The organism is Bordetella sp. 2513F2 (genome assembly GCF_054642735.1).
Map to the genome: position 1 here is coordinate 3613922 of NZ_CM137755.1, position 23142 is coordinate 3637063.

25 protein-coding genes are annotated in these 23142 nt (G+C 65.9%); 18 read left to right on the forward strand and 7 right to left on the reverse strand.

Annotated elements, in window-relative coordinates:
• Positions 1-20: 20 nt before the first annotated feature.
• The 5 genes from ACYBYQ_RS17090 to ACYBYQ_RS17110 all read right to left on the reverse strand — a co-directional run bounded on the left by ACYBYQ_RS17090 (position 21) and on the right by ACYBYQ_RS17110 (position 4577).
• On the reverse strand, positions 21-908 hold the full coding sequence (locus ACYBYQ_RS17090) for an alpha/beta fold hydrolase (RefSeq protein ID WP_459615642.1): 888 nt from the start codon (positions 906-908) through the stop codon (positions 21-23).
• Positions 909-923: 15 nt separating this feature from the next.
• Positions 924-1676, reverse strand: coding sequence for a maleate cis-trans isomerase family protein (locus tag ACYBYQ_RS17095; RefSeq protein WP_459615643.1), 753 nt, complete (start codon positions 1674-1676; stop codon positions 924-926).
• A 25-nt stretch (positions 1677-1701) separates the two neighbouring features.
• Complete coding sequence (locus ACYBYQ_RS17100) at positions 1702-2664, reverse strand: amidohydrolase family protein (protein WP_459615644.1); 963 nt, start codon at positions 2662-2664, stop codon at positions 1702-1704.
• Between the two features lie 360 nt (positions 2665-3024).
• Positions 3025-3492 carry a MarR family winged helix-turn-helix transcriptional regulator gene (locus ACYBYQ_RS17105; protein WP_459618813.1) on the reverse strand — a complete coding sequence of 156 codons (468 nt, stop codon included), beginning with the start codon at positions 3490-3492 and terminating at the stop codon, positions 3025-3027.
• A gap of 128 nt (positions 3493-3620) precedes the next feature.
• Positions 3621-4577: a LysR family transcriptional regulator gene (locus ACYBYQ_RS17110; protein ID WP_459615645.1), complete on the reverse strand. Its 957-nt coding sequence runs from the start codon at positions 4575-4577 to the stop codon at positions 3621-3623.
• 174 nt (positions 4578-4751) lie between these two features.
• On the opposite strand from ACYBYQ_RS17110, the gene ACYBYQ_RS17115 reads away from it, so the two are divergent.
• The 13 genes from ACYBYQ_RS17115 to ACYBYQ_RS17175 all read left to right on the forward strand — a co-directional run bounded on the left by ACYBYQ_RS17115 (position 4752) and on the right by ACYBYQ_RS17175 (position 16204).
• Positions 4752-4931, forward strand: a complete 180-nt coding sequence (locus tag ACYBYQ_RS17115) for a hypothetical protein (RefSeq protein ID WP_459615646.1) — start codon at positions 4752-4754, stop codon at positions 4929-4931.
• Positions 4928-6337 (forward strand): amidase, encoded by a 1410-nt coding sequence (locus tag ACYBYQ_RS17120; RefSeq protein ID WP_459615647.1) that lies wholly within the window; start codon positions 4928-4930, stop codon positions 6335-6337. Before ACYBYQ_RS17115 ends, ACYBYQ_RS17120 begins: the two co-directional genes overlap by 4 nt.
• Before the next feature lie 80 nt (positions 6338-6417).
• Positions 6418-7587 (forward strand): ABC transporter substrate-binding protein, encoded by a 1170-nt coding sequence (locus tag ACYBYQ_RS17125; protein WP_459615648.1) that lies wholly within the window; start codon positions 6418-6420, stop codon positions 7585-7587.
• 90 nt (positions 7588-7677) lie between these two features.
• Positions 7678-8544, forward strand: coding sequence for a branched-chain amino acid ABC transporter permease (locus ACYBYQ_RS17130; RefSeq protein WP_459615649.1), 867 nt, complete (start codon positions 7678-7680; stop codon positions 8542-8544).
• 47 nt (positions 8545-8591) lie between these two features.
• Entirely contained in the window at positions 8592-9563 is a 972-nt protein-coding gene (locus tag ACYBYQ_RS17135; RefSeq protein ID WP_459615650.1) for a branched-chain amino acid ABC transporter permease, read from the forward strand.
• Positions 9560-10342 (forward strand): ABC transporter ATP-binding protein, encoded by a 783-nt coding sequence (locus tag ACYBYQ_RS17140; RefSeq protein ID WP_459615651.1) that lies wholly within the window; start codon positions 9560-9562, stop codon positions 10340-10342. Before ACYBYQ_RS17135 ends, ACYBYQ_RS17140 begins: the two co-directional genes overlap by 4 nt.
• Positions 10320-11030: an ABC transporter ATP-binding protein gene (locus tag ACYBYQ_RS17145; RefSeq protein WP_459615652.1), complete on the forward strand. Its 711-nt coding sequence runs from the start codon at positions 10320-10322 to the stop codon at positions 11028-11030. Before ACYBYQ_RS17140 ends, ACYBYQ_RS17145 begins: the two co-directional genes overlap by 23 nt.
• Positions 11031-11032: 2 nt before the next feature.
• Positions 11033-11803 (forward strand): glucose 1-dehydrogenase, encoded by a 771-nt coding sequence (locus tag ACYBYQ_RS17150; RefSeq protein ID WP_459615653.1) that lies wholly within the window; start codon positions 11033-11035, stop codon positions 11801-11803.
• 69 nt (positions 11804-11872) lie between these two features.
• Positions 11873-12694, forward strand: a complete 822-nt coding sequence (locus ACYBYQ_RS17155) for a phytanoyl-CoA dioxygenase family protein (protein ID WP_459615654.1) — start codon at positions 11873-11875, stop codon at positions 12692-12694.
• 40 nt (positions 12695-12734) lie between these two features.
• On the forward strand, positions 12735-13631 hold the full coding sequence (locus ACYBYQ_RS17160; RefSeq protein WP_459615655.1) for a polysaccharide deacetylase family protein: 897 nt from the start codon (positions 12735-12737) through the stop codon (positions 13629-13631).
• Positions 13628-14554: a polysaccharide deacetylase family protein gene (locus ACYBYQ_RS17165; RefSeq protein WP_459615656.1), complete on the forward strand. Its 927-nt coding sequence runs from the start codon at positions 13628-13630 to the stop codon at positions 14552-14554. Before ACYBYQ_RS17160 ends, ACYBYQ_RS17165 begins: the two co-directional genes overlap by 4 nt.
• 13 nt (positions 14555-14567) lie before the next feature.
• Positions 14568-15554 carry an NAD-dependent epimerase/dehydratase family protein gene (locus tag ACYBYQ_RS17170; RefSeq protein ID WP_459615657.1) on the forward strand — a complete coding sequence of 329 codons (987 nt, stop codon included), beginning with the start codon at positions 14568-14570 and terminating at the stop codon, positions 15552-15554.
• 11 nt (positions 15555-15565) lie between these two features.
• Complete coding sequence (locus tag ACYBYQ_RS17175) at positions 15566-16204, forward strand: flavin reductase family protein (RefSeq protein ID WP_459615658.1); 639 nt, start codon at positions 15566-15568, stop codon at positions 16202-16204.
• Between the two features lie 25 nt (positions 16205-16229).
• On the opposite strand, the gene ACYBYQ_RS17180 is transcribed toward ACYBYQ_RS17175, so the two are convergent.
• Complete coding sequence (locus ACYBYQ_RS17180; protein ID WP_459615659.1) at positions 16230-17174, reverse strand: siderophore ABC transporter substrate-binding protein; 945 nt, start codon at positions 17172-17174, stop codon at positions 16230-16232.
• A gap of 271 nt (positions 17175-17445) precedes the next feature.
• Between ACYBYQ_RS17180 and ACYBYQ_RS17185 the strand changes: the two genes are divergently transcribed.
• From ACYBYQ_RS17185 to ACYBYQ_RS17205, 5 genes are all read left to right on the forward strand, one after another.
• On the forward strand, positions 17446-17952 hold the full coding sequence (locus ACYBYQ_RS17185) for a flavin reductase family protein (RefSeq protein ID WP_459615660.1): 507 nt from the start codon (positions 17446-17448) through the stop codon (positions 17950-17952).
• Positions 17953-17977: 25 nt separating this feature from the next.
• A complete protein-coding gene (locus ACYBYQ_RS17190; protein WP_459615661.1) occupies positions 17978-19462 on the forward strand; it encodes a 4-hydroxyphenylacetate 3-hydroxylase family protein in 1485 nt (494 codons plus the stop codon).
• Between the two features lie 28 nt (positions 19463-19490).
• Positions 19491-20687, forward strand: a complete 1197-nt coding sequence (locus ACYBYQ_RS17195) for an amidohydrolase family protein (protein WP_459615662.1) — start codon at positions 19491-19493, stop codon at positions 20685-20687.
• Between the two features lie 27 nt (positions 20688-20714).
• Positions 20715-21323, forward strand: a complete 609-nt coding sequence (locus ACYBYQ_RS17200) for an amino acid synthesis family protein (protein WP_459615663.1) — start codon at positions 20715-20717, stop codon at positions 21321-21323.
• Between the two features lie 234 nt (positions 21324-21557).
• Positions 21558-22541, forward strand: coding sequence for a Bug family tripartite tricarboxylate transporter substrate binding protein (locus ACYBYQ_RS17205; protein ID WP_459615664.1), 984 nt, complete (start codon positions 21558-21560; stop codon positions 22539-22541).
• 83 nt (positions 22542-22624) lie between these two features.
• Here ACYBYQ_RS17205 and ACYBYQ_RS17210 read toward each other — a convergent pair whose 3' ends face one another.
• Positions 22625-23086, reverse strand: a complete 462-nt coding sequence (locus ACYBYQ_RS17210) for a MarR family winged helix-turn-helix transcriptional regulator (protein WP_459615665.1) — start codon at positions 23084-23086, stop codon at positions 22625-22627.
• Positions 23087-23142 lie beyond the last annotated feature (56 nt).

The following is a 23142-nucleotide window of genomic DNA, read 5'->3' on the forward strand; positions in this document are numbered from 1 at the left end:
CTGACACCAGCGTTCAGTCTTTACAGAAATTTCTGTGCGCCGGTGTCTGACACCAGCAGGGGGGCGCCCAGGAAGTCGCCCAGGGCGGCGTAGAAGCCGGGCTCGTTGTCCCAGGGGATCATGTGGCCGGCGTCGGGCACGCGCACGTGGGCGGTGCCGGGGGCCAGGCGCTGGATCTCGGCGACGTCCTCGTCGCGCACGACGTCGCCGCGTTCGGCGGTGAGCAGCAGCCGCGGGGCCTGCACGTGCGGCAGGTCGGCGTGGATGTCGTCGGTGGCGAAGCCGTCGAAGCTCGCGAGGATGGCGCGCTCGTCGCAGGTGTGCAGCCATTGGGCGCGCAGCTGGCGCTGGGCCTCGGTCCAGGTCGGGCAATAGGCCAGCATGTCCTCGGCGCTCATGCCCGCGCGGGCCTGGGCCATCGAGCCCACGTACCAGCCGAGCTTGGCCGGATACGGGCGGCGCCCGGGGCCGGAGACCGGCGGATCGACCATGACCAGCCGCGCCAGGCCCGCGGGCCGGGTGCGCGCGGCGCGGATGCCGATGCGCCCGCCCATGGAGTGGCCCACCACGCTGTAGCGCGCCAGGCCCAGGGCCTGGGCGAAGGCCAGCAGGTCGGCGGCCTGCGCGTCCAGGCTGTAGTCCAGCGAGGCGTCGGCCTGCGACAGGCCGCGTCCGCGCACGTCCAGGATGTAGGTGTCGAAGGCGCGGCCGAAGACCTCGCCCACGAAGCCCCAGGTGGCCGCCGGGCTGGTGATGCCCGGCACGATGATCACCGGGTCGCGCCCGGGGCGCTCGCCGCCGTAGCGCAGGTAGTGCTGGCGGATGCCGTTGGCGTGCACGTGGCCGCCGTGGAGATAGGTGCTGGCGGCCTGCGTGGCCGGGCTGTTCAGGCTGTTCATGGTGCTCATGTGGCGGCCCTCCCGTCAGTACGCGCCCGAGAGCAGCGCGCCCGCGCCCGGCACCACCGGCTCGAGCTCCAGCGCCTTGAGCATGGCGTAGGTGGTGGCCACCGCCGCGGTGACCACCGGCTTGCCCGTGAGCGCCTCGACCTTGGCGATGGCCCCCAGCGAGGGCATCTGCACGCAGGCCGACAGCACGATGACGTCGGCATCGCGGTAGTTCAGCCCCGCCACGATCTCCGGCAGGCGCGCCGGGTCGTGCCGGCCGACCTCCAGGTTGTCCGGGATCTCCAGCGCGCGGTAGTCCAGCACCTCGTAGCCCTCGCTGCCGATGTAGTCGACCACCAGCTCGGTCAGCGGCTTCATGTAGGGCGCGACCACGGCGATCTTGCGCGCGCCCATGATCTTCAGCGCATCGACCAGCGCCCCGGCGCTGGTGATCACCGGCGCGCTCGCGCCGTTGGCCGCCGTGTGGCCGGTGAGCCGCTGCTGCGAGACGCGGTGATAGCCCCGGCCCATGGCCATGATGGCCACCAGGCAGGCGTAGCCCAGCACGTCCACGCGCGCGTCGCTCAGCTCCAGCGCGCAGCGGTCGGACTCCGCGTCCATCGCCGCCAGCTCCTCCTTGACCACCTTCTTCATGCGCATGCGGCTGGAGTGAAACGTGAAGCGCTCCGGACGGATCTGCTGGCGCGCCAGCAGCATCGCCGGAATCTCCGTCTCCATCGTGGTGTTCGAACTCGGCACGATCTGGCCGATGCGGTAGGTCTTCTGCATGTCGCGCTCTCCTTCAGGGATGCGTTTACAGCTTGAACAGACGCGCGGCGTTGCCGTAGCACACCAGGTCGCGCGTGGCCTCGTCCAGCGGCGCGGTCTCGATGAACTCGACCGCGGCGTCGGTGGATTCATAGGGATAATCGATGGAGAACATCACGGCTTGCGCCCCCATCTCGCCGATGGCGGCCATGAGCGTCGGATGGGAACACACCCCTGAAGTCGTGATGAGGATGTTCGTGCCGATGTACTCGGACGGGCGGCGCGCCAGCTTGATGCCATAAGGATACGCCGCGAAGCGGCTGTCGAAGCGCCAGCGCAGGAACGGCAGCCCCTCGCCCATGTGGCCCAGAATGAGCTTCACGCCGGGATAGCGGTCGAAAACGCCGCCGAACAGCAGGCGCAGCGCATGCGTGCCGGTTTCCACGCCCCAGCCCCACGTGGCGCCCGTGAGCTCCGGGTGGCCGTTATAGGCATGCGGCATGATGTAGGCATCGAACGGGTGCAGGTACACCGGCACGTCCAGCTCCTGCACGCAGGCCCAGAACACGTCGTAGGCCGGGTCGTCGTAGTACACGCCGTTGGTATGGCCGTTGATCAGCGCGCCCTTGAACCCGAGCTCGCGCACCGTGCGGGTGAGCTCCTGCACCGCCACCGCCGGGTCGTGCATGGGCACGACCGCGAACCCGCCGAAGCGCTCCGGATGCAATGCGATCTTCTCCGCCAGGAAATCATTGTTCTCGCGTGCCCTGCGCAAGGCCACGGCCGCGTCTTTCTCGCCCTGCACGCCCGGGCCGGTCTGGGAAAGGATCACGTAGTCGATGCCGGCCCGGTCCATCTCGGCCAGCCGGCCTTCGCCGAAATCGCTCAGGCGCGCCCCGAGCTCGGCAGCGACGGCCGGGTCCAGGTGCTGCACGAACGCCTTGGAATAGTCGCCGAAACCGACCGCCGTGTAGTGTTCCTCGAAGGCGATCTTGCGGACTTTGCTCATACATCAGCTCCCTTGATGGTGAGTCGGTGGCGAGCGGCCTCCCCGACCGCTCATGTACTCAGCATGCTGACAATCTGCCGGCACATCGCGAAGCCCGCCGGACCAGACGGCACCCTCGATGGCGGCACTGCACTCCTGCCGCAGCGATTATCTTTGCAGCCGTCCGCGCCTTAAATCAGTACACTGACCTTATAGTCAGTATACTGATAAATATGGCGGACCGGCACCTGACACACATCAGGGAGAACCATGATCGACAGCCGTAAAATTAGTCAGTACAGTGACTAATTGACTGCGCCCGCCGCGGGGCTATTCTGCCCATGCGCAGTGGCACGGCCGCAGCCAGCGCCTACATGCCCCCTACATGCCCTTGAGCAGCGTGCGGCTGTACTGGTTGTTCGCTTCCACCAGCGTGGACAGCAGCTTCATGAAGATTTCGCGGTTGCGCGGCGTGAGCGGCTCCAGCAGCCGCTCCTGCGCCCGCGCCATGCCATCCTGCAGCAGGCCCATGATGCGCAGGCCCTCCTGCGTGATCACCGCCTGCCGCGACCGGTTGTCGTTGGGATTCACCCGCCGGTCAACCAGCCCGCGCTCCTGCAGGCGCTTGATGACGTCGGCCGTGGTGGTGCGGTCCAGGCCCAGCTTGTTGCCCACGGCCGTCTGGTCCAGCCATGGGCTGAGCGACAGGGCCGTCAGCACGCCATACTGCACCGGGGTGATGTTCTGCGACTTGCACTCTTCATAGAACAGCGCGTAGTGGATCTGGTTCAGGCGCCGCACCAGGAAACCGGGCCGTGCCCACAGCACCTGCTTGGCGGGGTCGAACAGCGTGTTGTCTGCCGGGGCGGTCGTCTTGCGCCTTTTTGCTACTGGCTTCTTTTCTTCTGGCATGGGACAGGAAAGGCTTCCGCCGGAATAGTTAGTATGCTGAATAATATACCACCCGGGCCTGCGTCTCAGGCGGCGGCGAGCCGTGCGTCTCGCAGCGCGGAAAAGCGCAGGCTGCGGCCGGCAGGACGGGCCACCTTGCGGATGCCCCGGTCCGTGGGCACCGCCTGCCCCAGCAGTTCCACGAAATGGCTGGCCACCGGGCTCAAGGTGGCCCGCTTGCGGTACAGCACGCCTATCTTGCGCCGGCATCCGCGGCCGGGCATGGCCGTGGCCCGCAGGCCATCCATGTTGACGCCCTTCAGGGCGCTGCTGGGAAGAATGGTGATCCCCATGCCGCTGCGCACCATGCTGACGGCCGTGCCCATGTAGGCAACCTCGATGGCGGGCACCAGGCTCGGACGGTTGATGCGCAGTGCGCGTTCGGCCGAGCCCAGCGCGAGGATGATCAGCGGGTGGGCCTCCACCTGCTGCCACGTGACCGGCTCGTCGAACACGGGATGGCCAACCGGCGCGACGATGACCAGGTGATCCAGGAACAGGGGCATGAAGCCCACCTCCGGATCCCCGTTGAGCTCCGAGCCGATGCCCAGCTCGACCTCACCCCGCTTGACCGACTCGATGAGGTCCACGTTCAGCTCCTCGCGCATCAGGATGCGCAGCCCGGGATAACGCTGCTTGAAATCGCCCAGCACTTCAGTCAGCAGCCCGAATGCCAGCGAGGGCAGCGCCGACAGCTGCAGCTGGCCGGTACGTCCGGCAGCCAGGTCCGACATCCGGGCATAGGCCTCGCGCAGGTCGTTGAGGATGGGAACGATCTCCCGATAGAACGCCTGGCCGGCCGGCGTGAGGCGGCACGTGCGCGTGGTGCGCTCGAACAGCTGGATGCCGATGTCGAGCTCCAGCTGGCGTATCTGCACGGAAAACGAAGGCTGGGTAACGCAAAGCTGTGCCGCCGCCTTGGCAAACGAACCCAGCCGCCCTGCCAGCACGAAGGCCTGCAACTGCCGATATTTGATGTTCACGCGATCTTCCGCCTTGATGTTCTCGCACCCCGCCCCATGAGGGTGTGCTCACTTAGTTTTTTCCTAATAGTGCTTGAATATTATCGAATAGCTATTCCACCAACAATGCCGCCAAACTAGGCCATCCTGATCGAGAGGAACCAGATCATGGCGTCACCAGGCGCGGCAAGTACGATGAACCCGCTATTCCTTCTGCTGGCCCAGGATGCCGGGCTGCAGGAGATCGCAACAGATTTCCAGGAAGACCTGTATGCCGCCGTGCAGTCGGCGGTGCAACTGCGCAATGCGCTGTTCACGCTCGACGACGTCACGGCGGAACCCTGGCCGCCGATGCAGGCGCGGGGCCAGGCATGACCGACATCCACTGGCTCACCGCTGCGGAGCTGGCCCGCGCCTATCGCGCCGGCACGCTGACGCCGGAAATCGTCGTGGAGGCGCTGCTGGAACGCATCGCACGTCACGACGGCCGCATCAACGCCTTCATCTCGCTGGACGCCGAGCAGGCCCGGGCCCAGGCCCGCGCCGCCACGCGCGAGTTCGCCAACGGCCATTTCCGCTCGCCGCTGCATGGCGTGCCGGTAGGCATCAAGGACCTGATCGACGTGGCAGGACAAGTGACGAGCTGCCATTCGCGCCTGATGCTCAACCGCGTGGCGCAGCGCGACGCCACGGTGGTGGCGCGCCTGCGCGACGCCGGCGCCATCCTGCTGGGCAAGCTGGCGCTGCACGAGTTCGCCATAGGCGGACCCAGCGACGACGCGGCCTACCCTCCTGCACGCAACCCCTGGAACCCCCGCCACCAGACCGGCGGCTCCTCCTCCGGCTCTGGCGCCGCCGTGGCGGCAGGCTTCGTCCCGCTGAGCCTGGGCACGGACACGGGCGGCTCGATACGCAACCCGGCGGGCCATTGCGGGGTGGCCGGACTGAAGCCCACCTATGGGGCGGTGTCCCGCCATGGCGTCTTCCCGCTGTGCTTCACGCTCGACCACGTGGGCCCGCTGGCGCGATCGGTGGAAGACCTGGCTCTGGCCATGGACGTGCTGGCCGGCCACGACCCCGCGGATCCCGGCAGCGCCCGCACGCCGGCGCGCGACCATCTGGCCCACCTGGGCCAGGGACTCGAGGGCCTGCGCTTCGGCGTGGTGCGCAACTTCCACGAGCAGGACTCCCGCGCCAGTGACGAGGTGATCACCGCCATCGACACCACGGCGCAGCTGCTGCGCGGCCAGGGTGCGCGGGTGGTCGATGTGCAACTGCCGCCACTGCCCCGCTTCACCACTGCGCAGCGCGTGATCTTCCATGCGGAATCCTGGGCGGTGCACGCCAACTGGCTGCGCGCCCGCCCCGCAGACTATACGCACATCGCGCGCCGCAAGCTGATCGTGGGCGCCTTTCTCGGCGCCGGCGACTACGTACAGGCCCAGCGCTGGCGCAAGCAGATGATGGATGCGATCGACACGGCGCTGCGCGACGTGGATGTGCTCGTGGTGGCCAACTCGTTCGAACCCGCGTCCGAGATCGCCGACGAGGTCGAGTTCGTACGCACCTACGGCCGCCACGCCCGCTCGCCCTTCAACCTCACCGGACACCCGGCCCTGGCCCTGATGTGCGGGCTGTCGGAAAAGGGCCTGCCGCTGTCCGTCCAGTTTGCAGGCCGATACCACGAAGACCCGCTGCTGCTGAGGGCCGGCGCCGCCTTCGAGAAATGCGCTGCCTGGAACACCCGGCATCCCCCCATGCCGCTGCCGGAGGCGGCCTAGGGATCCTCCACAGGCCCCGGCAGTCGACGGGACCACAACAAGCTGCACGATCAATAGCCATATCACACAAGGGAAAAGACATGTTCAAGCAGATCAAAGTGTTGTCGTTTGCCGCGGCCATGCTCCTGGCCGCGGGGGCCAGCGCGCAGGAAGAGCTGAAGATAGGCGGCATCGGGCCGCTGTCGGGCGGCGGAACCGCCTGGGGCCTGGCGCTGCAGCGCGGCGTGCAGATGGCGCTCGACGAAGCGGTGGCCGAGGGAGGCCTGAAAGTCGGCGACAAGGTCTACATGCCCAAGCTGGTGATGTACGACGACAAGTACACCGCCGCGGGCGGCCGGCTGGCGGCAGACCGCCTGATCAATGCCGACAACGTCAAGTTCATCATCGGCCCGATCGGCTCGCCGTCGGTGCTGGGCGCGGTTGCGGTGACCAATCCGGCCAAGGTGCTGCTGCTCTCCAACGGCTTCGCGCCCAACATCCTCAAGAACGAGTCCAAGTCTCCCTACAACTTCCGCGCCACGAACAGCACGGTGGAATTCGGGCCGCCCATGGTGAAGTGGTTCCACGACAACTTCCCCGAGGTGAAGAAGGTGGCCCTCATCGCCCCGAACGACGCCGTGGGGCAGGCCGTCATCCCGCAGCTGGAGGCCTACTACAAGGCCAACGGGATGGAAGTCTGGACCGAGCTCTATGACCGCGGCACCAAGGAATTCATGCCGCTGATGGCCCGCATGATGGCCCAGGGCGTGGACGCGCTGGACCTCAACAGCAATGCGCCCGGCGAAGGCGCGCTGCTGCTCAAGCAGGCACGCCAGATCGGCTTCAAGAAACCGATCTGGCAGATCGGCGGCCCCGCGGTCGACGAGATGATGGACATCGCCGGCCCCCTGGCGGAAGGGTTCATCTCGCTGAACTTCTTCGATTTCAGCACCCCCGAGGCCCGGCACTTCATCGACACGTACCGCAAGAAGTACGGCGACGGCGTCATCAACGCCCAGACGCCTGCCTGGTACAACGCCGGCAAGATCATGCTGGAGGCGATCCGCCGGGCCGGCACCACCGACGTGACGGCGGTGCGCGACGCGCTGGAGAAGCTCGAAGGCTATGACGCCGGCCTGTACGGCGCGGTGCGCTGGGGCGGCATGGGCGATTACGGCGTCGACCACCAGCTGCTGCTGAAGTTCTGGATGGTGCAGGTCAAGGATGGCAAGCAGGCCGTGATCCAGGCGTTGGAACCCGAGAAGCGCTGAATCCGCAGTTCACCTGAAGACGCGCCCCCCTGGGCCTGCCTGCGGGCCGGCCGGGCGCGCGCGTCCGGACTCTCTTTCGGAGCTTCGCCGATGTTCACATTGCCCATTCTGAGCCAGGTCGTGGTGAACGGCCTGAGCCTCAGCGCCATCTACATCCTGGTCGCGCTCGGCTTCACGCTGCTGTTCGGCATCATGCGGGTGGTCAACTTCGCACACGGTTCCTTTGCCATGCTGGGCGGCTACGCGCTCTACTACCTGTACGGGGTGTATGAGCTGCCTTACCCCGTGGCCGTCATCGGCGGAGCGGCGCTGGTGGCAGCGCTGGCGCTGGTGCTGGAACGCCTCGTGTTCCGCTGGTTCTACCACAAGATGTTCCAGAGCATGATCGCGCTGCTCGGCCTCAACATGGCCCTGATGTATGCCGCCGTGCTGGTCTGGGACGTGAACGAGCGCTCCCTGCCCTCGGTGTCCGACGACATGTTTGCGTGGAACGGCATCCTCGTTCCCATGGACCGGCTGATCATCATGGGCATCGCCGCCGTGGTGCTGGCGCTGTTCTGGTTCTTCGTCACGCACACCCGGCACGGCCTCGCGATGCGGGCCGCCGCCCTCGACGTCGAGATCGCCGCGACCCAGGGCATCAACACCCGTTTCATCTACGTCCTGGCATTCTTCATCGCCATCTTCATGACCGCGCTGGCCGGCGGCCTGTACGCGCAGACCTATGCGCTGTCTCCCTTCATGGGAGAGCGGCCCCTGATGGTGGCCTTCATCGTGGTGATCCTGGGCGGCATGGGCAGCGTCCCGGGCGCGGCCCTGGGCGGGCTGCTGCTGGGGTTCGCCGAGAGCTTCCTTTCCACCTTCTACGGCGCGTCGGTCTCGACCTTCGTGTCCTTCGGCGTGGTGATCGCCTTGCTGATATTCCGCCCATGGGGCCTGCTGGGGAAACCTGAATGAAGACGCTTCCGCTACCCGGGGCCGGCGCCGCGCCCACGGAACAGACCATGAAAAACGCATCCAAACCCGCAGGAACGCAGGGCCGGTGGCTTGCGGCGGCCGCGCTGGCGATCGCCGCGCTCTGGCCCCTGGCCGCCGGCGGCAACAACTTCTACATCACCCTGGGCACCATGATCGTGCTCGCCATGATCGGCGCCGCCAGCCTGAACCTCATCATCCGCACCGGCCACGTGTCGCTCGCGCATGGCGCCTTCATGGGCGTCGCGGCCTACACCTGCGTGCTGCTGCAGACACGGCTGGACTGGCCCTTCCTGCTCGCCCTGGTGGCAGGCTGCGGCGCATCCGGGCTGCTGGCGCTCCTCATCGGGCCCATCATCCTGCGCCTGACGGGCAAGTATTTCGTGCTCGTCACTTTCCTGTTCGGCGAGATCCTGCGGCTGATATTCGTGGAGTGGCAGTCCGTGACCGGCGGCGCCAACGGCATCCAGGAGATTCCCCTGGGCCTGCCGTTCTTTGCCTCGCCGACCGCGTTCTACTACTTCTGCCTGGCCGTGTCGGTGCTGAGCATCGCCATCGTGTGGCGCATCCTGTGTTCCGAGACCGGGCGCGCCATCGATGCGGTGCGCGAGGCCGACCGCATCGCCGAGAGCTCCGGCGTTCCGGTGATCCGGCTCAAGGTGACCATGTTCGTCATCGCCTGCACCCTGGTGGGCCTGCAGGGCGGGCTGCAGGCCCAGCTGGTGCACGCCATCGAGCCCGCCGGATTCAACATGGAAGTCTCGCTGGGCATGGTCGTCATGAACGTGCTGGGCGGCATGTACTACCTGGCGGGGCCCCTGCTGGGCACGGTGTTCATGGTGGCGCTGCCCGAGCTGCTGCGCGGCTATGTCGAACTGCAGCAGATCATCTTCGGCGTGATCCTGATCGTCGTCATGGCGGCACTGCCCGGCGGCATCATCGGCATGCTGGCCCTGGCGCGCCGCCTGCTTGCCGGCTCGACGCAGCGGAGGCCGGCATGAGCGCACTGCTGGAAGTCTCCCGTCTGTCGCGCCGCTTCGGCGGCCTGGTCGCCGTCAACGACCTGAGCTTCCAGGTCGGCGAGGGCGAGATCGTGGGCCTCATCGGACCCAACGGGGCCGGCAAGACCACCGTGGTGAACCTGGTCAGCGGCATGATCATGCCCAGCGCCGGCTCGGTGCGCTTCGACGGCTCGGACGTCACCCGCCTGCCGTCCCATGCGCGGGCCCGCCTCGGCCTGGTCCGCACGTTCCAGTCGACGGCGGTCTACCGCAGCCGCACCGTGCGCGAGAACGCGATACGGGGCACCTACCTGCAGTGCTACCCCGGACACCTGGCCGCCTTCCTGGGCACCGCGCGGGCACGCGCCCTGCGGCGCGAGGCCGCCGAGCGCGCCGACCGCCTGCTCGACTGGCTGGGCCTGTCCGGATTGGCCGATGCCCAGGCGGATTCGCTGCCCTACGGCCACCAGAAGACCCTGGGCATCGTCATCGCCCTGGCGGCCGAACCCCGCATGATCCTGCTCGACGAGCCGGTTGCGGGGCTCAGCGCCGAAGAAACCGACCACGTGCGCGACACCATACTCCGGGTGCGCGAGCGCGGCATTTCGGTGATGGTGATAGACCACAACATGCGATTCATATCAGGCCTCTGCGACCGGCTGTTCGTGTCCGCGCAGGGTTCCAAGATCGCCGAAGGCACGCCGTCGGAGGTCCTGGCGCAGCCGCAGGTGATCGAAGCTTATCTGGGGAAGGCCTATGCCGCTACTGAGCGTGAATGATCTGCAGGTCCGCTACGGCCATATCCAGGGCACCCATAGCGTGTCGCTGGACGTGAACCCGGGCGAGACCGTGGCGCTGATCGGCTCCAACGGGGCCGGCAAGAGCAGCACGCTGAAGGCGGTGCTGGGGCTGGTGAACTGGTCGGGCGGGGACATCCTCATGGAAGGCCGCAGCCTGAAAGGCCGCAAGCCGCACGAGATCCTGCACGCGGGCATCGGCTTCTCGCCCGAGGGGCGCCGCGTATTCGCCCAGCTCAGCGTGCGCGAAAACCTGCGCGTGGGCGGCTACAGCCGGCGCGCCGACCAGGTCGAGGCCCGGATGGAACAGATCTACGGCTACTTCCCGCGCCTGAAGGAGCGGCACCGCCAGGATGCCGGCAGCCTGAGCGGCGGCGAGCAGCAGATGCTGGCCATCGGCAGGGCGCTGATGTCATATCCGAAACTCTTCCTGCTGGACGAGCCCTCACTGGGCCTGGCACCGATCATCGTCGAGCGCATCGGCGAGATCCTGCGCGAAGTGCAGCAGGCCGAGGGCCTGGCCATCGTGCTGGCGGAGCAGAACGCCACGTGGGCGCTCGGCATGGCCCACCGGGGCGTCATCCTGGAAATGGGACGCAACGTAGCCTCCGACAGCGCCGAGACCCTGCGCGCCAGCCCGCGCATCCGCAGTGCCTACCTGGGGATATGAGCATGGACCAGCCGAAACTGCAGGACAAGGTCGCAGTGATCACCGGCGCGGCATCGGGCATAGGCGCAGCCACGGCAAGGCTGTTCGCCCGGCACGGCGCCCGCGTGGCGCTGGTCGACATCGACCGGGAAGGCCTGGAGGAGGTCGCGCGCGACATCACCGGATCGGGAGGCCTGTGCCGCATCGAGCCCTGCGACGTGCGCAGCGCTGCCGAGGTCCAGGCTGCCGCCGGACGCATCATCGAGGCCTGGGGAGGCGTGGACGTCATGATGCCGTGTTGCGGCATCTCGGTCGGCGGCACGGTGGACAACATCGACGAGGCGCTCTGGGACCGCGTGTTCGAGATCAACGTCAAGGGCAGCTACCTGTGGCTGCATGCGACCCTGCCCTCGATGATCGCGCGCGGCGGCGGCTCGGTGATCCTGCTGGGATCGCAACTGGTGGCCTCCAGCGGCGGCCGCAATGCCGCCTACATCGCCTCCAAGGGCGCCCTGGCCACGCTGGCCAAGGCCATGGCCGTGGATCACGCCGCCCAGGGCATACGCGTCAACGCCCTGATGCCCGGCGTGACCGACACCGCCATGGTGCGGCGCTCGGTGCAGCGCTACCCGGATCCCGAGGCCACGCGCCAGCGCTGGGCGGCGCGCCACGCCATGGGCCGCCTGGCCCAGCCCGAGGAAGTGGCGCGTGCCGCGCTGTTCCTGGCCTGCGACGACTCCTCCTTCACCACCGGCAGCCATCTCTACGTGGATGGAGGCTGGTCTGCCATGTAGCACCCATTGCGCGGCCCGGGCGCAATAAGCCCGCCGCCGCACCCCACACCTGATCCACGGAGATTCGAGATGGGCAAGAAACTGACTCAAGCGATGATCGATCAGTATCATGAGAAAGGCTATGTATATCCGGTAGACGTCTTCAGCCGGGAGCAGGCCGCCGCCTACCTGGCCAGGCTCGAGGCCTTCGAGGCCTCGGAAGGCCGGCAGCTCGCCAAGGGCTTCAACTTCAAGCCCCACCTGCTGTTCCCCTGGGTGGACGAGATTGCGCGCCATCCCGCCGTGCTCGACGCCGTCGAGGACCTCATCGGCCCCGACATCCTGCTGTTCCACCTCTCGGTGTGGCCCAAGAACGCCCACAGCTCGGCCTACGTCAGCTGGCACCAGGACGCCACCTACTTCGGCCTGGACCCGAGCACCCAGGTCACCGCCTGGGTGGCGCTGTCGGACGCGCCGGTGGAAGCCGGCTGCATGGAAGTCGTGCCCGGCTCGCACAAGCTCGGCCAGCTGCATCACGGCCAGGACCACAAGGACAACATCCTCTTGTCGAAGGGACAGACGATAGACGTGCCGTTCGACCACTCCCATACCGAGTTCATGCCCGTCACGGCAGGCCAGATGTCGCTGCACGACACCTTCCTGGTGCATACGTCGGGGCCCAACAATACCGACCATCGCAGGGTGGGCCTGGGCTTCAGCTTCATTCCGGCCTCGTCGCGGTGCGTCAGCAAGGTGCGCCTGACGGCTTCCCTGGTGCGCGGCCGCGACTACGGCAATTTCGACCTCGAGCCCCGCCCCAAGGCGGACTACGGCGAAGCCGAGCGTGCCTTCCACCAGGACGCGGTGCAGCGCTTCCGCGCAGCCAATGAAGAGCTCGCCGCAACGTACTGAGCCCGCGCGCACGACGCACCCTCCACGACAGGAACCCGCAATGCTGGAACTTCCCCACCACGGGCGCTACGGCTACTCCGCCATCACGCGCCGACCCGACTACAGCTGGCCGGATGGAAAGCGGCTGGCCGTGTATCTGGCCTTGAACATCGAGCACTTCGCGTATGGCGCCGGCCTGGGGCACGCCATGACCAACGAGCTTCCCGCCCCCGACGCCCGTACCTTCGCCTGGCGCGACTACGGCAACCGGGTGGGCGTCTGGCGGCTCTATGACCTGCTGGAAGAGCTGCGTGCGCCCGCCTGCCACCTGGTGAATACGGCGGTGTTCGACTACTGCCCCGAAGTCATCGAGCCCATCGTGGCCAGGGGCGACGAGATCATCGGCCACGGCCGCACCAATGCCGAACGCCAGGGCCAGTGGTGGGAGGCAGACGAACGTCGCATGATCGAGGAAGTCCGCGACACCATCGCGCGGCACACCGGGCGCGCCCCGCGCGGCTGGATGGGGCCGTGGATGTCGCAGAGCCGCGTGACGCCCGACCTGCTGCAGGAGGCAGGCTATGGCTTCGAGATGGACTGGCCCGGCGACGACCAGCCCGTCTGGATGCGCACGCGCAACGGGCGTCTGCTCTCGATGCCTTATTCGCTGGAGATCAACGACTCGCCGCAGATCCTGGTGCGCCACCACACCGGCGAAGAGTTCGCCACGATGATCGTGCATCAGTTCGAGGAAATGCTCAGGCAGTCCGAGCGCCAGCCGCTGGTGCTGGGCATCGCGCTGCACACCATGATCGTCGGCCAGCCCTACCGGCTGTACGCCCTGCGCCGCGCCCTGGAACACATCGTGAACCACCCTCAGGCCGACAAGGTATGGCTGACCCGCCCCGGCGAGATCTACGATCACTGCCTCTCCCTGCCCGAAGGGACGGTGGCATGACGCAGCGCGATCCCCGCAGCGCCCTGCCGCTGCCCGGCCACGGGCGCTACCCTTTCTCCCTGATCGAGGACAGGCCGCCCTACGCCTGGCCGGGCGGCAAGCGCCTGGCCTTCTATGTGTGCTTCAACCTCGAGTATTTCGCCTTCGGGGCGGGCATGGGCTCGGACGTCGGGCTGGCCAATCCGCCGCCCAACCACCGCAGCTACGCATGGCGCGACTACGGCAACCGCGTGGGCCTGTCGCGCATGCTGGACCTGATGGACGAGCTGGACCTGCCGGCGGCCCACAACGTCAACTCGTTCCTGTACGACGCGCACCCGGAGATCTTCACCCGCATCCGGGCCCGCGGCGACGAGATCATCGGCCACGGCCGCACCAATGCCGAACGCCAGGTGCCGATGTGGGAAGCCGACGAGGCGCGCCTGATCCGCGAGGCCACCGAAACCATCACCCGGCGCGAAGGCAGGCCGCCGCAAGGCTGGCTCGGCCCCTGGCTGGCCGAGACCTACGTCACGCCGGACCTGCTGCAGGAGGCCGGCTATACCTACCTCCTCGACTGGGCCTGCGACGACCAGCCCATCTGGATGCGCACGCGGTCCGGCCGCATCCTTTCGGTGCCCTATCCGCTGGAAGTGAATGACTCGCCGGCCATCGTGTTCCGCCAGCACTCCGCGCGCGAATTCGCCGACATGATCGTCGACCAGTTCGAGGAAATGCTGGTGCAGAGCGAGCGCCAGCCCCTGGTCTGCCCGATCGCCCTGCACACCTTCGTCGTCGGCCAGCCCTTCCGGCTGCGGCCGCTGCGCCAGGCGCTGCGGCACTGCCGCGAGCACCCGCGCAGCGACCAGGTCTGGTTCACCCGTCCGGGCGAAATCGCCCGGCACTGCTACCAGCTGCCCGAAGGCACCCTGGTGTCGGCCTGAGCGGAGACGAGCCATGCGCGTATTGATCACCGGCGGCGCCGGCTTCGTCGGCCTCGCCCTGGCGGAAGCCCTGCTGGCTCGCGGCGATGAAGTGGTGCTGTTCGATCGCCGCACGCCGCCGGAGGCATTCCTCGCCGCGATGCGGCCTCATGCGGCACGCCTCTCTATCCTGCAGGGCGACGTCTGCAGCGATGCCGACGTGGCGCACGCCTGCCGCGGGGCCACCCACGTCTTCCACGGGGCTGCGATCACCGCCGGCCCGGGACGCGAGGCCGAAACCCCGCTGCAGGTGCTGCACGTGAACCTCGGCGGCACTGTACGCATGCTGCGTGCAGCGGCCGACCACGGCATACGGCGCTTCGTCTACCCCAGTTCGCTCACCGTGTATGGCGCAGCCATCGAAGGCGCCGGGACGCTGGACGAGACCACGCCCGTCGCGCCGGACACGCTCTACGGCATCACGAAATACGCCGGCGAAGCCACCGCCCTGCGGCTGGGCTCGCTGTGGAACATACAGGTCGTGGCGGCGCGCATCGGCTCGGTGTTCGGCCCCTGGGAAGGCGAGACCGGCGTACGCGACATGGTCAGCCCCTATGCGCAGGTGGCGGCACGAGCGGCGCGCGGAGAATCGGTCGTGCTGCCCGGCCGCTACCCACGCCGCGAGATGATCTATGCGCCCGACCTGGCCGCCGGCCTGATCGCGCTGCTGGCTGCGCCGCAACCCGGGCACCAGCGCTACAACCTGTCGGCCAACGTAGACTGGCAAGACGCCATGTCCGCATGGTGCGCGGCGCTGGCGCGGCATCTGCCCGGGTTCGGCTGGCGCGAGGCCGCGGCGGGCGAGCAGCCCAACATCGACTACCACCAGGCCACCCCGCGCGCCGGCCTGGACGCGGGCCGCGCCTGCGCCGACCTCGGCTTCACAGTGCAATTCCCCCGGGATGCGGCGCTGGACCACTACGCCGGCTGGGTCGCCCGGAACCGCAGCTTCTTCATCTGACAGGACAGACCATGGAAATCGACATCCAGGCCCTCGCACCGGCCGACCAGTACCGGCTCATCTCCTCCACCGTCGTGCCGCGCCCCATCGCGCTCGTCGCCACCTATTCCGAGCGCACCGGCCACAACGCCGCGCCCTTCAGCTTCTTCAACGTGATGGGCGAGGATCCGCCCGTGCTGGCCATCGGGCTGGAAGACAAGCGCGGCAGCGGCGCGCTCAAGGACACCACCATCAACATCCGGGAAAACGGCGAATTCGTGGTGCACCTGGTCGACGAAGACCTGGCCCAGGCCATGAACGTGTGCGCCATCGACTTCCCCAGCGACGTCAGCGAAGTGGCCGCGGCCGGCCTGACGCTGGTGCCGAGTTCGGCAGTGCGCCCGCAGCGCATCGCCGAGGCGCCGGTGGCCTTCGAGTGCCGCAAGATCGCCATGCTGGAGATCAACTCCCACCGCCACATCACCCTGGGCGAAGTGGTGAAGATGCATGTGCGCGACGGGCTGTTCGACGCCGAGATGAAATACATCGACCCCGGCAAGTACCGCCCCATCGGCCGCATGTTCGGCCGGCTCTACACCACCACGCGGCAGCAGTTCGAGATGGAAGTGCCCGACTACGCCGCATGGCGGGAAGCGAACGCGGGCCGGTAGATGCGGCCCCGTGCGGCTGGCGTGTTCAGCGCTTCATGGCCTGCAGCATGTCGCCGGAAATGGCTTCCAGGTTGCCCAGCCCCGTGCCCACCACGTACCAGGCGTTCGGACCCACGTAATACACACGGCCTTCCTTGAAGGCCCGCGTCCGGCTCAGTTCGGGATGCGCCGCCAGCGTCGCTGCCGCCGTTTTCTCCCCGCCGTTGATGGCGCCACGGTCCAGCACGATCAGCCAGTCGGGCTCGGCCTGGGCCACGGCCTTGATCTCCTCGGCTCGCCTGGCGGCAGCGGCCTTGGCCTCGGGCGATCCTGCGGCGGGGCGCGCCGCCGGCTCGGCCCCGGGCTCGCGCTGCGGCAGCACCGGCTTCAGGCCTGCCAGCTCATAGGCATAGCCGAAGCGGTCGCCCGGCGCATGCGCCATGACGTTGCCCTTGATGACGAACAGGAAGGCGCCGGTCTTGCCCTGGTTGGCCTGGTGCAGCGCGTCGAGGTTCTTCTGGATGCGGTCCAGCACCGCCTGCGCCTGGGCCGTCTTGTCGAAGGCCTTGCCCAGCGCCAGCGCATCGTCCTTGAACGAGGCGACGAACCGCGCAGGATCCGCACCCAGCTCGACGGTGGGCGCGATGGCCGAAAGCTCGGGCACCGCCTTGCGCGAGCGGCCGCTCGCGAAGATCAGTTCGGGCTTCAGCTGCTTGAGCGCGGCATAGTCGGGCTCGAAGAGCGTGCCGACCACCGGGGCGTCGTTGTAGCGGCTCAGCGCGCCTTCATAGCTGGACTTCGGCACGCCGGCCACGGCTACGCCCAGCGTATTCAAGGTGTCCAGCACGCCCAGGTCGAAACTGACGATGGCTTTCGGCGTGGCCGGCAACGACAGCGTGCCGCCGTCGTGTTCCAGCTCGAACGCCTGCACGGAGGCGCTGGCGAGCAAGGCGGAGCCGAAAATGAAAGTGCTGAAGCGATAGGCCATCATGATCCCTCAATAATCAATGAGAATTATTAGCAGGGCATGTTAGGGGAAAGCGGGCCGTAGATCCAGCGCGGATAGTTTTGAGGGTGTAGGCATAGGCCCGCTCACGCAAGGCTGCTTGGATGACCTGCCCTTTGCCAACGGCTCAGCCCTCGGCCGAGCTCAGGGATATCCCTAGGAAAAATCCCTTAACAACGTATTCATAAAAGCTTTGTTATAAAGCTAAAATGCAGTCATCAACAGTCCCACCCACTCTGCTGGCAAGGAGTCAGACATGACTGAAGAATTTTGCCCCAAACGCTTTCGCAATGCGCTTGGCTTGTTCGCGACAGGCGTCTGCATCGCAACCACCAAATCCCGGGGCGAGCCTGTCGGCATCACGATCAACTCGTTCTCGTCGGTCTCACTGGATCCTCCGCTCGTCCTGTTCAGCGCCGCGCGCTCTCTGCGCTCTTTCAAGGTATTTGAAGAAGCAGAGGGTTTCGCCATCAATGTGCTCGCGGACGACCAGGTGCACCTGTCGGACCGCTTTGCCCGTCCCGGGCAGGACAAATGGCAGGACCTCAGCGCCGAAGACGGACGCCATGGCGGGCTGCTGATCCCTGGCGCGCTGGCGCGCTTCGACTGCAAGCGCCATGCCGCCTACGACGGCGGCGATCATGTCATTTTCGTCGGTCGGGTGGTCGACATTCACACCTCCTCCGACACTGCCCCGCTTGTCTATTTCGGCAGCAAATATCGAAACCTGGCCGACGCCGTCCCACTTGCGGCGGTCGCCTGACTCCTCTATTTCAGGATCTCACTTCATGACAAAATCCATCAAGAACGGCCAGTCCCATATCGACAGTCTGCGCGATGCCCGGACTGTGTTCATCAACGGCGAACTGGCGGGTGATGTCACTGAGCATGCGGCCTTCCGCAACGCGGTGCGTTCTTCGGCCAGCCTGTACGATTACCAGGCGGCCCCCGAGAATGCCGACATAATGACCTTTGAGACCGAAACCGGCCATCGCGTCAACCGCGCCTGGCAGGCACCGCGCAATCATGCCGAAATGGTCGGGCGTCGCAAGGCACTGGTGAATTGGGCCGAGCTCCATGGCGGCTTCATGGGCCGCTCGCCCGACCACGTGGCATCGGCCTTGCTCGGTCAGCATATGGGCCTGAATGTGTTCGCGCAATACAACGCCGAACGCGCCGCGGCCTTCGACGCATATTTTCGCAACGCGCGCGACCAGGATCTCTTTTTGACCTACGTCATCATCAACCCGCAGTCCGACCGCTCCAAGTCGTGGGGCGAACAGCAGCAGGATCTGGTGGCCGCCGTGGTCGATGAAAATGCCGAAGGCATCACGATCCGTGGCGCCAAGATGCTGGGCACCAGCTCGATCATGGCTAACGAGGTCTTTGTCGCCAACCTCCAGCCCCTGCAGAAAGGCGAGGAAAAACTGGCCTTCAGTTGCGCCATCCCCATGGGCACGCCCGGCCTCAAGGTTCTGTCGCGCAAATCCTTCGAGCAGCACGCCGTCTCCGAATTCGACAACCCGCTGTCGCATCGCTTCGATGAAAACGACGCGCTGATGTACTTCGATGACGTCAAAGTGCCCTGGGAGCGTGTGTTCACCTACAACAATACCGATGCCTGCCGTGCCCAGTTCCACGACACGCCGGGCCACACCATGCAGAACTACCAGGCGCAGATCCGCCTGTCGGTCAAAATGCGCTTCCTGGTGGGCATCGCCCGCAAGATCACCGAAGCGATCGGCACCATCGCCCTGCCCCCGGTCCGCGAAAAGCTCGGCTGGCTGTCCGCGCAGGTCGGCATGGTCGAGGGCATGCTCTACGGCATGGAAGCCAATGGTACTCAGTACAACGACTACTTCGTCCCCGATCGTGCCATCATGTATTCGGCTCAGGTCGTGACCCAGGAGCTCTACGCCAAGGTCATCAATCTGCTGCGCGAGCTGGCTGGCGGCGCGCTCATCATGCTGCCTTCCTCGGTCAAGGACCTCGAAAACCCCGAACTGCTGCCGATTCTGGCCAAGACACAGGTGTCCGCCGCGCTGACGCCCGAAGAGCGCGTTCTGTTCTTGAAATTGGCCTGGGATGCCATTGGCAGCGAATTCGCCTCACGCCACCAGCAATACGAAATGTTCTACGCCGGTGCGCAATTCGTGACCTGCGGCCACAGCTTCCGCACCTTCAATTGGGATCGCGCCACCGAAATCTCCAACACCCTGCTGAGCAACTTCTCGCACCCGCTCAAGCAAGAAGAGATCAAGTGCGCAGCCTGATGCATCGCTCACCCCCAAGGAACCCCTCATGAAGACCGCAATTGTCAATGCCGGCACCATCGTATCAGGCGACTGGAGAACCCCTTTCGTCGCCGGCGACGCCCTCCTGATGAATGACGGCAAGATCGCTGCCATCGGCAGCGTGTCCGACGCCGAGCTCAAACAGTGCGACGTTGTCATCGATGCCGCGGGCGCCACGCTCTGCCCTGGCTTCATTGATTCGCAGATCCACAACACCTTTGGCGACTACACACCTCGTCAAAAAACTGTCGGCTTCCTCGAAAGCTATGTGCATGGCGGCGTGACAACCGGCATCAGCGCGTCCGAGGTCCACACCCCCGGCCGCCCCAAGGACCCCGAAGGCGTCAAGGCCTTGGCCATCGCAGCCGAACGCTGCTTCAGGGATTTTCGTCCGGGCGGCATGCGTGTCTGGGCGGGCGCCGTCATTCTCGAACCCGGTCTGGTCGAGGCTGATTTCGCCGAGCTCGCCGAAAAAGGCGTATGGCTGGCCAAGGCTGGGTTCGGCGCGTTCAAGACGCCGTACGACTACGCCCCGATGATGCACTGGGCCAAGAAACATGGCATGACGACCCTGGTGCATACCGGAGGCTCTTCGATCCCGGGTTCATCCGGGATCTGGGCTGACCACGTCATCGCCATGGATGCCAGCGTGTCGTTCCACACCAATGGCGGCCCGGTAGCCATGCCCGACGAAGACTACCCTCGCCTGGTGAACGAATTCAAGGGCGCGTTGCAGGTGTGCACCGCGGGCAATCTCCGCACCACCCTGATGCTGGGCAAGATGATGCGCGAGGCGGATCAGTTCGACCGCTTCCTGATCGCGACCGACACGCCGACCGGCTCGGGCATCATGCCCCTGGGCATGATGTACACCATCACCCACCTCGCCAGCCTCGGCGACATGCCGCCCGAGATGGCCATCGCAGCTGCGACAGGCAACAACGCCCGCATCTACAAACGTAATTCGGGCCTGCTTGAAGTAGGCCGGGACGCGGACGTTCTCATTCTCGACTCCTGCGTAGGCGGCGCATTCACCGAGGCGCTGGACTCGATCCGCAATGGCGACATTGTGGCCGTCTCCGCCGTCATCACCGACGGCGTGCCGCGCTTTGTTGGCCGCAGCCGCAACACGCCCGCCGGAAATCGCCCCGTACGTGTTGTGCAGAATACCGTCCTGAACGATTTTTCCGGCGCCGCGCATTAAAGCCATCAACTCTCGGAGCATTCATCGATGTCTGCAACTCAATCGGCCACGGGCGTGTCCATTCGCCGCTGGTACCACTACGAAGAAGAAACACTGACCAACGAAGCGGGCATTCCCGCCGACGGCGACAGCGTGCGCAAAGTCGTCATCGGCTGTCTGTTCAAGAATCCCGCAGTCGACAAGCCCTCGCCCGCTTCGCTACAAGAAGAGATCGACCGATCGCCGGCCCTGGGAGAAATTTTCGCCCAGAAGATTCTCGCGGCCATGGGCGGCCAGAAGATTGCCAGCTATGGCAAGTCCTGCGTGGTAGGCATGCGCGGCGAATACGAACATGGCAACGCCTTCCTCACCGAATCGTTCATGAACCCCATCCGCAGCGCCATCGGCGGCGGCAAGGCCTGGGTACCCTCCAGCGGCAAGCGCGGCAGCGCCTGCACGACCATCGACATTCCCCTGGCCAACAAGGACGCGCTCTATGTCCGCGCGCAGTACGACACTGTCACGGTCACCTTCCCCGACGGCCCTGCCGACGACGAGATCCTGCTGCTGTTCGCCGTGGCAACCCGCGGCCGCCTGCATGCCCGCCTCGGCGGCCTGCAAGCCGCCGATGTCAAGGGCGAGGATGGCCTACGCTGATACGCGGCACCGCCCCGCTCAAAACAGCAGCCGTGGCTGCTGTTTTTTTTACACACGACAATTAATTAGCCTACCTAATGGTTAACCATAATTTAATAGCTAATAAATCTAGCTATTATGGGATATCTGTCAGCGTAGCGGTGTTTCTCTCATCTCGCCACGCAAGCCGCACTTCTCGCGATGGGCACTCCCCTGTCTTCGGGTCCTCTCTCTTTCATTCCAGGAGCTATTGACATGATTCAATCCCTGTTCGGCCGCAAGTTCAGCCGGGCTCTGGCGACGGCCGCACTCTGCATTGCCCCGATGGCAGGCCATGCCGACACATTTTCGGACAAGCCCATCCGTCTGGTCGTGCCCTTCCCTCCCGGCGGCGTGTTCGACAATGCCGCGCGCGTGATCAGCGACGAGATGTCCAGGGATCTCAACGCCAATGTCATCGTGGAAAACCGTCCTGGCGCCTCCGGTACCATCGGCGCCCGTGCCGTCGCCACAGCCAAGCCCGACGGCCATACCCTGCTCCTGATGTCGACACCCACCCTGTTGGCGCCGCATGTCATCACGGTCAAAGGCTATGATGCCCGCAAGGATCTGCGCGCAGTTGCCGGCACCTTCGACCTGCCGCTCGTTCTGCTCGTCAACCCCGAAAAGCATCCAGGGATCACCGACCTCAAGAGCCTCGCCGCCGCGGGCAAGGCCGCGCCGCACCCCTTCACCTACACCTCGTCGGGCAACGCCAGCCTGGGCCACTCGTCCACCGCGCTGATCGCCGGGACGATGGATGTGCCGATGACACACATTCCCTACAACGGCATCGCGCCGGGCCTGGTGGCACTGATGGGCGGTGAACTCGACGCCATGTTCTCCGACACCTCGGCCCTGCCTCACATTGCCAGCGGCAAACTGCGCCCCATCGCCTGGGGCTCCAAGCACGGTCAGGTTTTTCTGCCCGAAGTCCCCACCGTCGCCGAACAGGGCATTGACGGTTTTGAAGCGACCACCTGGGGCGCCGTCATGGCCCCGGCCGGCACGCCGGATGATGTCGTGGAAAAGCTCAGCGCCTCTTACAAGCGCATCCTCGAGAACCCCGAGATCATCAAGACCCTGCAACAAACCGGCCTGATCCTCAACTACAGCTCGCCCGCCGATTTCACCGCCAAGCTGGAAACCGATTACCTCAAATGGGGTGACGTCATCGCCAAGTACAACCTCAAGCCCTGATCCATTCATAAAAAAAGCGTCGAGGCCTGCCAACGCAGGCCTCGACGCTTTTTTCGGATTGGGTATTGTGGGCTCGTATGGCTTCAGGCGGAACGTTCTTCGTCCAGGCTCAGGTATGCCTGCAAGGCAATCGCCTGCTCAGCGCTGTCGATGAGCTTCTCCAAGAGTTTGCACAGCATCAGGAATTCTTTGCGCGAGAGGCAACCGAACTGCACATCATTGACCTGCCGCTGAACCGGCGCCAATTCTGCAAGCAGCTTCAGACCGCTGGGCGTCACCTCGAGGCAGACCTTGCGGCGGTCTTGCTCATCGATCTTCTTGCTGATCAGCCCCCGCTTGACCAGCTTGCCTATCATGGTCGTGCAAAACGCCCCACTCAGATACAGACGCTGCGCCAGCAGCTTCACGCTGACATCGCCCTCGTCCTGCAGGTGCAGCACGGAAATCAGGAACGAATACTCGATACCAGTCAGGCCGATGCGCTGAGCATGACCAGCCCGCACGGCCTCGTGACGCGCCAGGAACGCGAACAAGGTGTCGATCATGTGGCGGTACTGCTTGTCTGAACCGTCAATCAGCAACTCAGGCCGGGAGACAGTAA

Excerpts from the sequence above, each read along its gene's own strand:
- ACYBYQ_RS17090 (WP_459615642.1), bottom strand. The coding sequence starts at position 908 with ATGAGCACCATGAACAGCCTGAACAGCCCGGCCACGCAGGCCGCCAGC.
- ACYBYQ_RS17095 (WP_459615643.1), bottom strand. The coding sequence starts at position 1,676 with ATGCAGAAGACCTACCGCATCGGCCAGATCGTGCCGAGTTCGAACACC.
- ACYBYQ_RS17100 (WP_459615644.1), bottom strand. The coding sequence starts at position 2,664 with ATGAGCAAAGTCCGCAAGATCGCCTTCGAGGAACACTACACGGCGGTC.
- ACYBYQ_RS17115 (WP_459615646.1), top strand. The coding sequence starts at position 4,752 with ATGAACCCGCTATTCCTTCTGCTGGCCCAGGATGCCGGGCTGCAGGAG.
- ACYBYQ_RS17120 (WP_459615647.1), top strand. The coding sequence starts at position 4,928 with ATGACCGACATCCACTGGCTCACCGCTGCGGAGCTGGCCCGCGCCTAT.
- ACYBYQ_RS17125 (WP_459615648.1), top strand. The coding sequence starts at position 6,418 with ATGTTCAAGCAGATCAAAGTGTTGTCGTTTGCCGCGGCCATGCTCCTG.
- ACYBYQ_RS17130 (WP_459615649.1), top strand. The coding sequence starts at position 7,678 with ATGTTCACATTGCCCATTCTGAGCCAGGTCGTGGTGAACGGCCTGAGC.
- ACYBYQ_RS17135 (WP_459615650.1), top strand. The coding sequence starts at position 8,592 with ATGAAAAACGCATCCAAACCCGCAGGAACGCAGGGCCGGTGGCTTGCG.
- ACYBYQ_RS17140 (WP_459615651.1), top strand. The coding sequence starts at position 9,560 with ATGAGCGCACTGCTGGAAGTCTCCCGTCTGTCGCGCCGCTTCGGCGGC.
- ACYBYQ_RS17145 (WP_459615652.1), top strand. The coding sequence starts at position 10,320 with ATGCCGCTACTGAGCGTGAATGATCTGCAGGTCCGCTACGGCCATATC.
- ACYBYQ_RS17150 (WP_459615653.1), top strand. The coding sequence starts at position 11,033 with ATGGACCAGCCGAAACTGCAGGACAAGGTCGCAGTGATCACCGGCGCG.
- ACYBYQ_RS17155 (WP_459615654.1), top strand. The coding sequence starts at position 11,873 with ATGGGCAAGAAACTGACTCAAGCGATGATCGATCAGTATCATGAGAAA.
- ACYBYQ_RS17160 (WP_459615655.1), top strand. The coding sequence starts at position 12,735 with ATGCTGGAACTTCCCCACCACGGGCGCTACGGCTACTCCGCCATCACG.
- ACYBYQ_RS17165 (WP_459615656.1), top strand. The coding sequence starts at position 13,628 with ATGACGCAGCGCGATCCCCGCAGCGCCCTGCCGCTGCCCGGCCACGGG.
- ACYBYQ_RS17170 (WP_459615657.1), top strand. The coding sequence starts at position 14,568 with ATGCGCGTATTGATCACCGGCGGCGCCGGCTTCGTCGGCCTCGCCCTG.
- ACYBYQ_RS17175 (WP_459615658.1), top strand. The coding sequence starts at position 15,566 with ATGGAAATCGACATCCAGGCCCTCGCACCGGCCGACCAGTACCGGCTC.
- ACYBYQ_RS17180 (WP_459615659.1), bottom strand. The coding sequence starts at position 17,174 with ATGATGGCCTATCGCTTCAGCACTTTCATTTTCGGCTCCGCCTTGCTC.
- ACYBYQ_RS17185 (WP_459615660.1), top strand. The coding sequence starts at position 17,446 with ATGACTGAAGAATTTTGCCCCAAACGCTTTCGCAATGCGCTTGGCTTG.
- ACYBYQ_RS17190 (WP_459615661.1), top strand. The coding sequence starts at position 17,978 with ATGACAAAATCCATCAAGAACGGCCAGTCCCATATCGACAGTCTGCGC.
- ACYBYQ_RS17195 (WP_459615662.1), top strand. The coding sequence starts at position 19,491 with ATGAAGACCGCAATTGTCAATGCCGGCACCATCGTATCAGGCGACTGG.
- ACYBYQ_RS17200 (WP_459615663.1), top strand. The coding sequence starts at position 20,715 with ATGTCTGCAACTCAATCGGCCACGGGCGTGTCCATTCGCCGCTGGTAC.
- ACYBYQ_RS17205 (WP_459615664.1), top strand. The coding sequence starts at position 21,558 with ATGATTCAATCCCTGTTCGGCCGCAAGTTCAGCCGGGCTCTGGCGACG.
- ACYBYQ_RS17210 (WP_459615665.1), bottom strand. The coding sequence starts at position 23,086 with ATGATCGACACCTTGTTCGCGTTCCTGGCGCGTCACGAGGCCGTGCGG.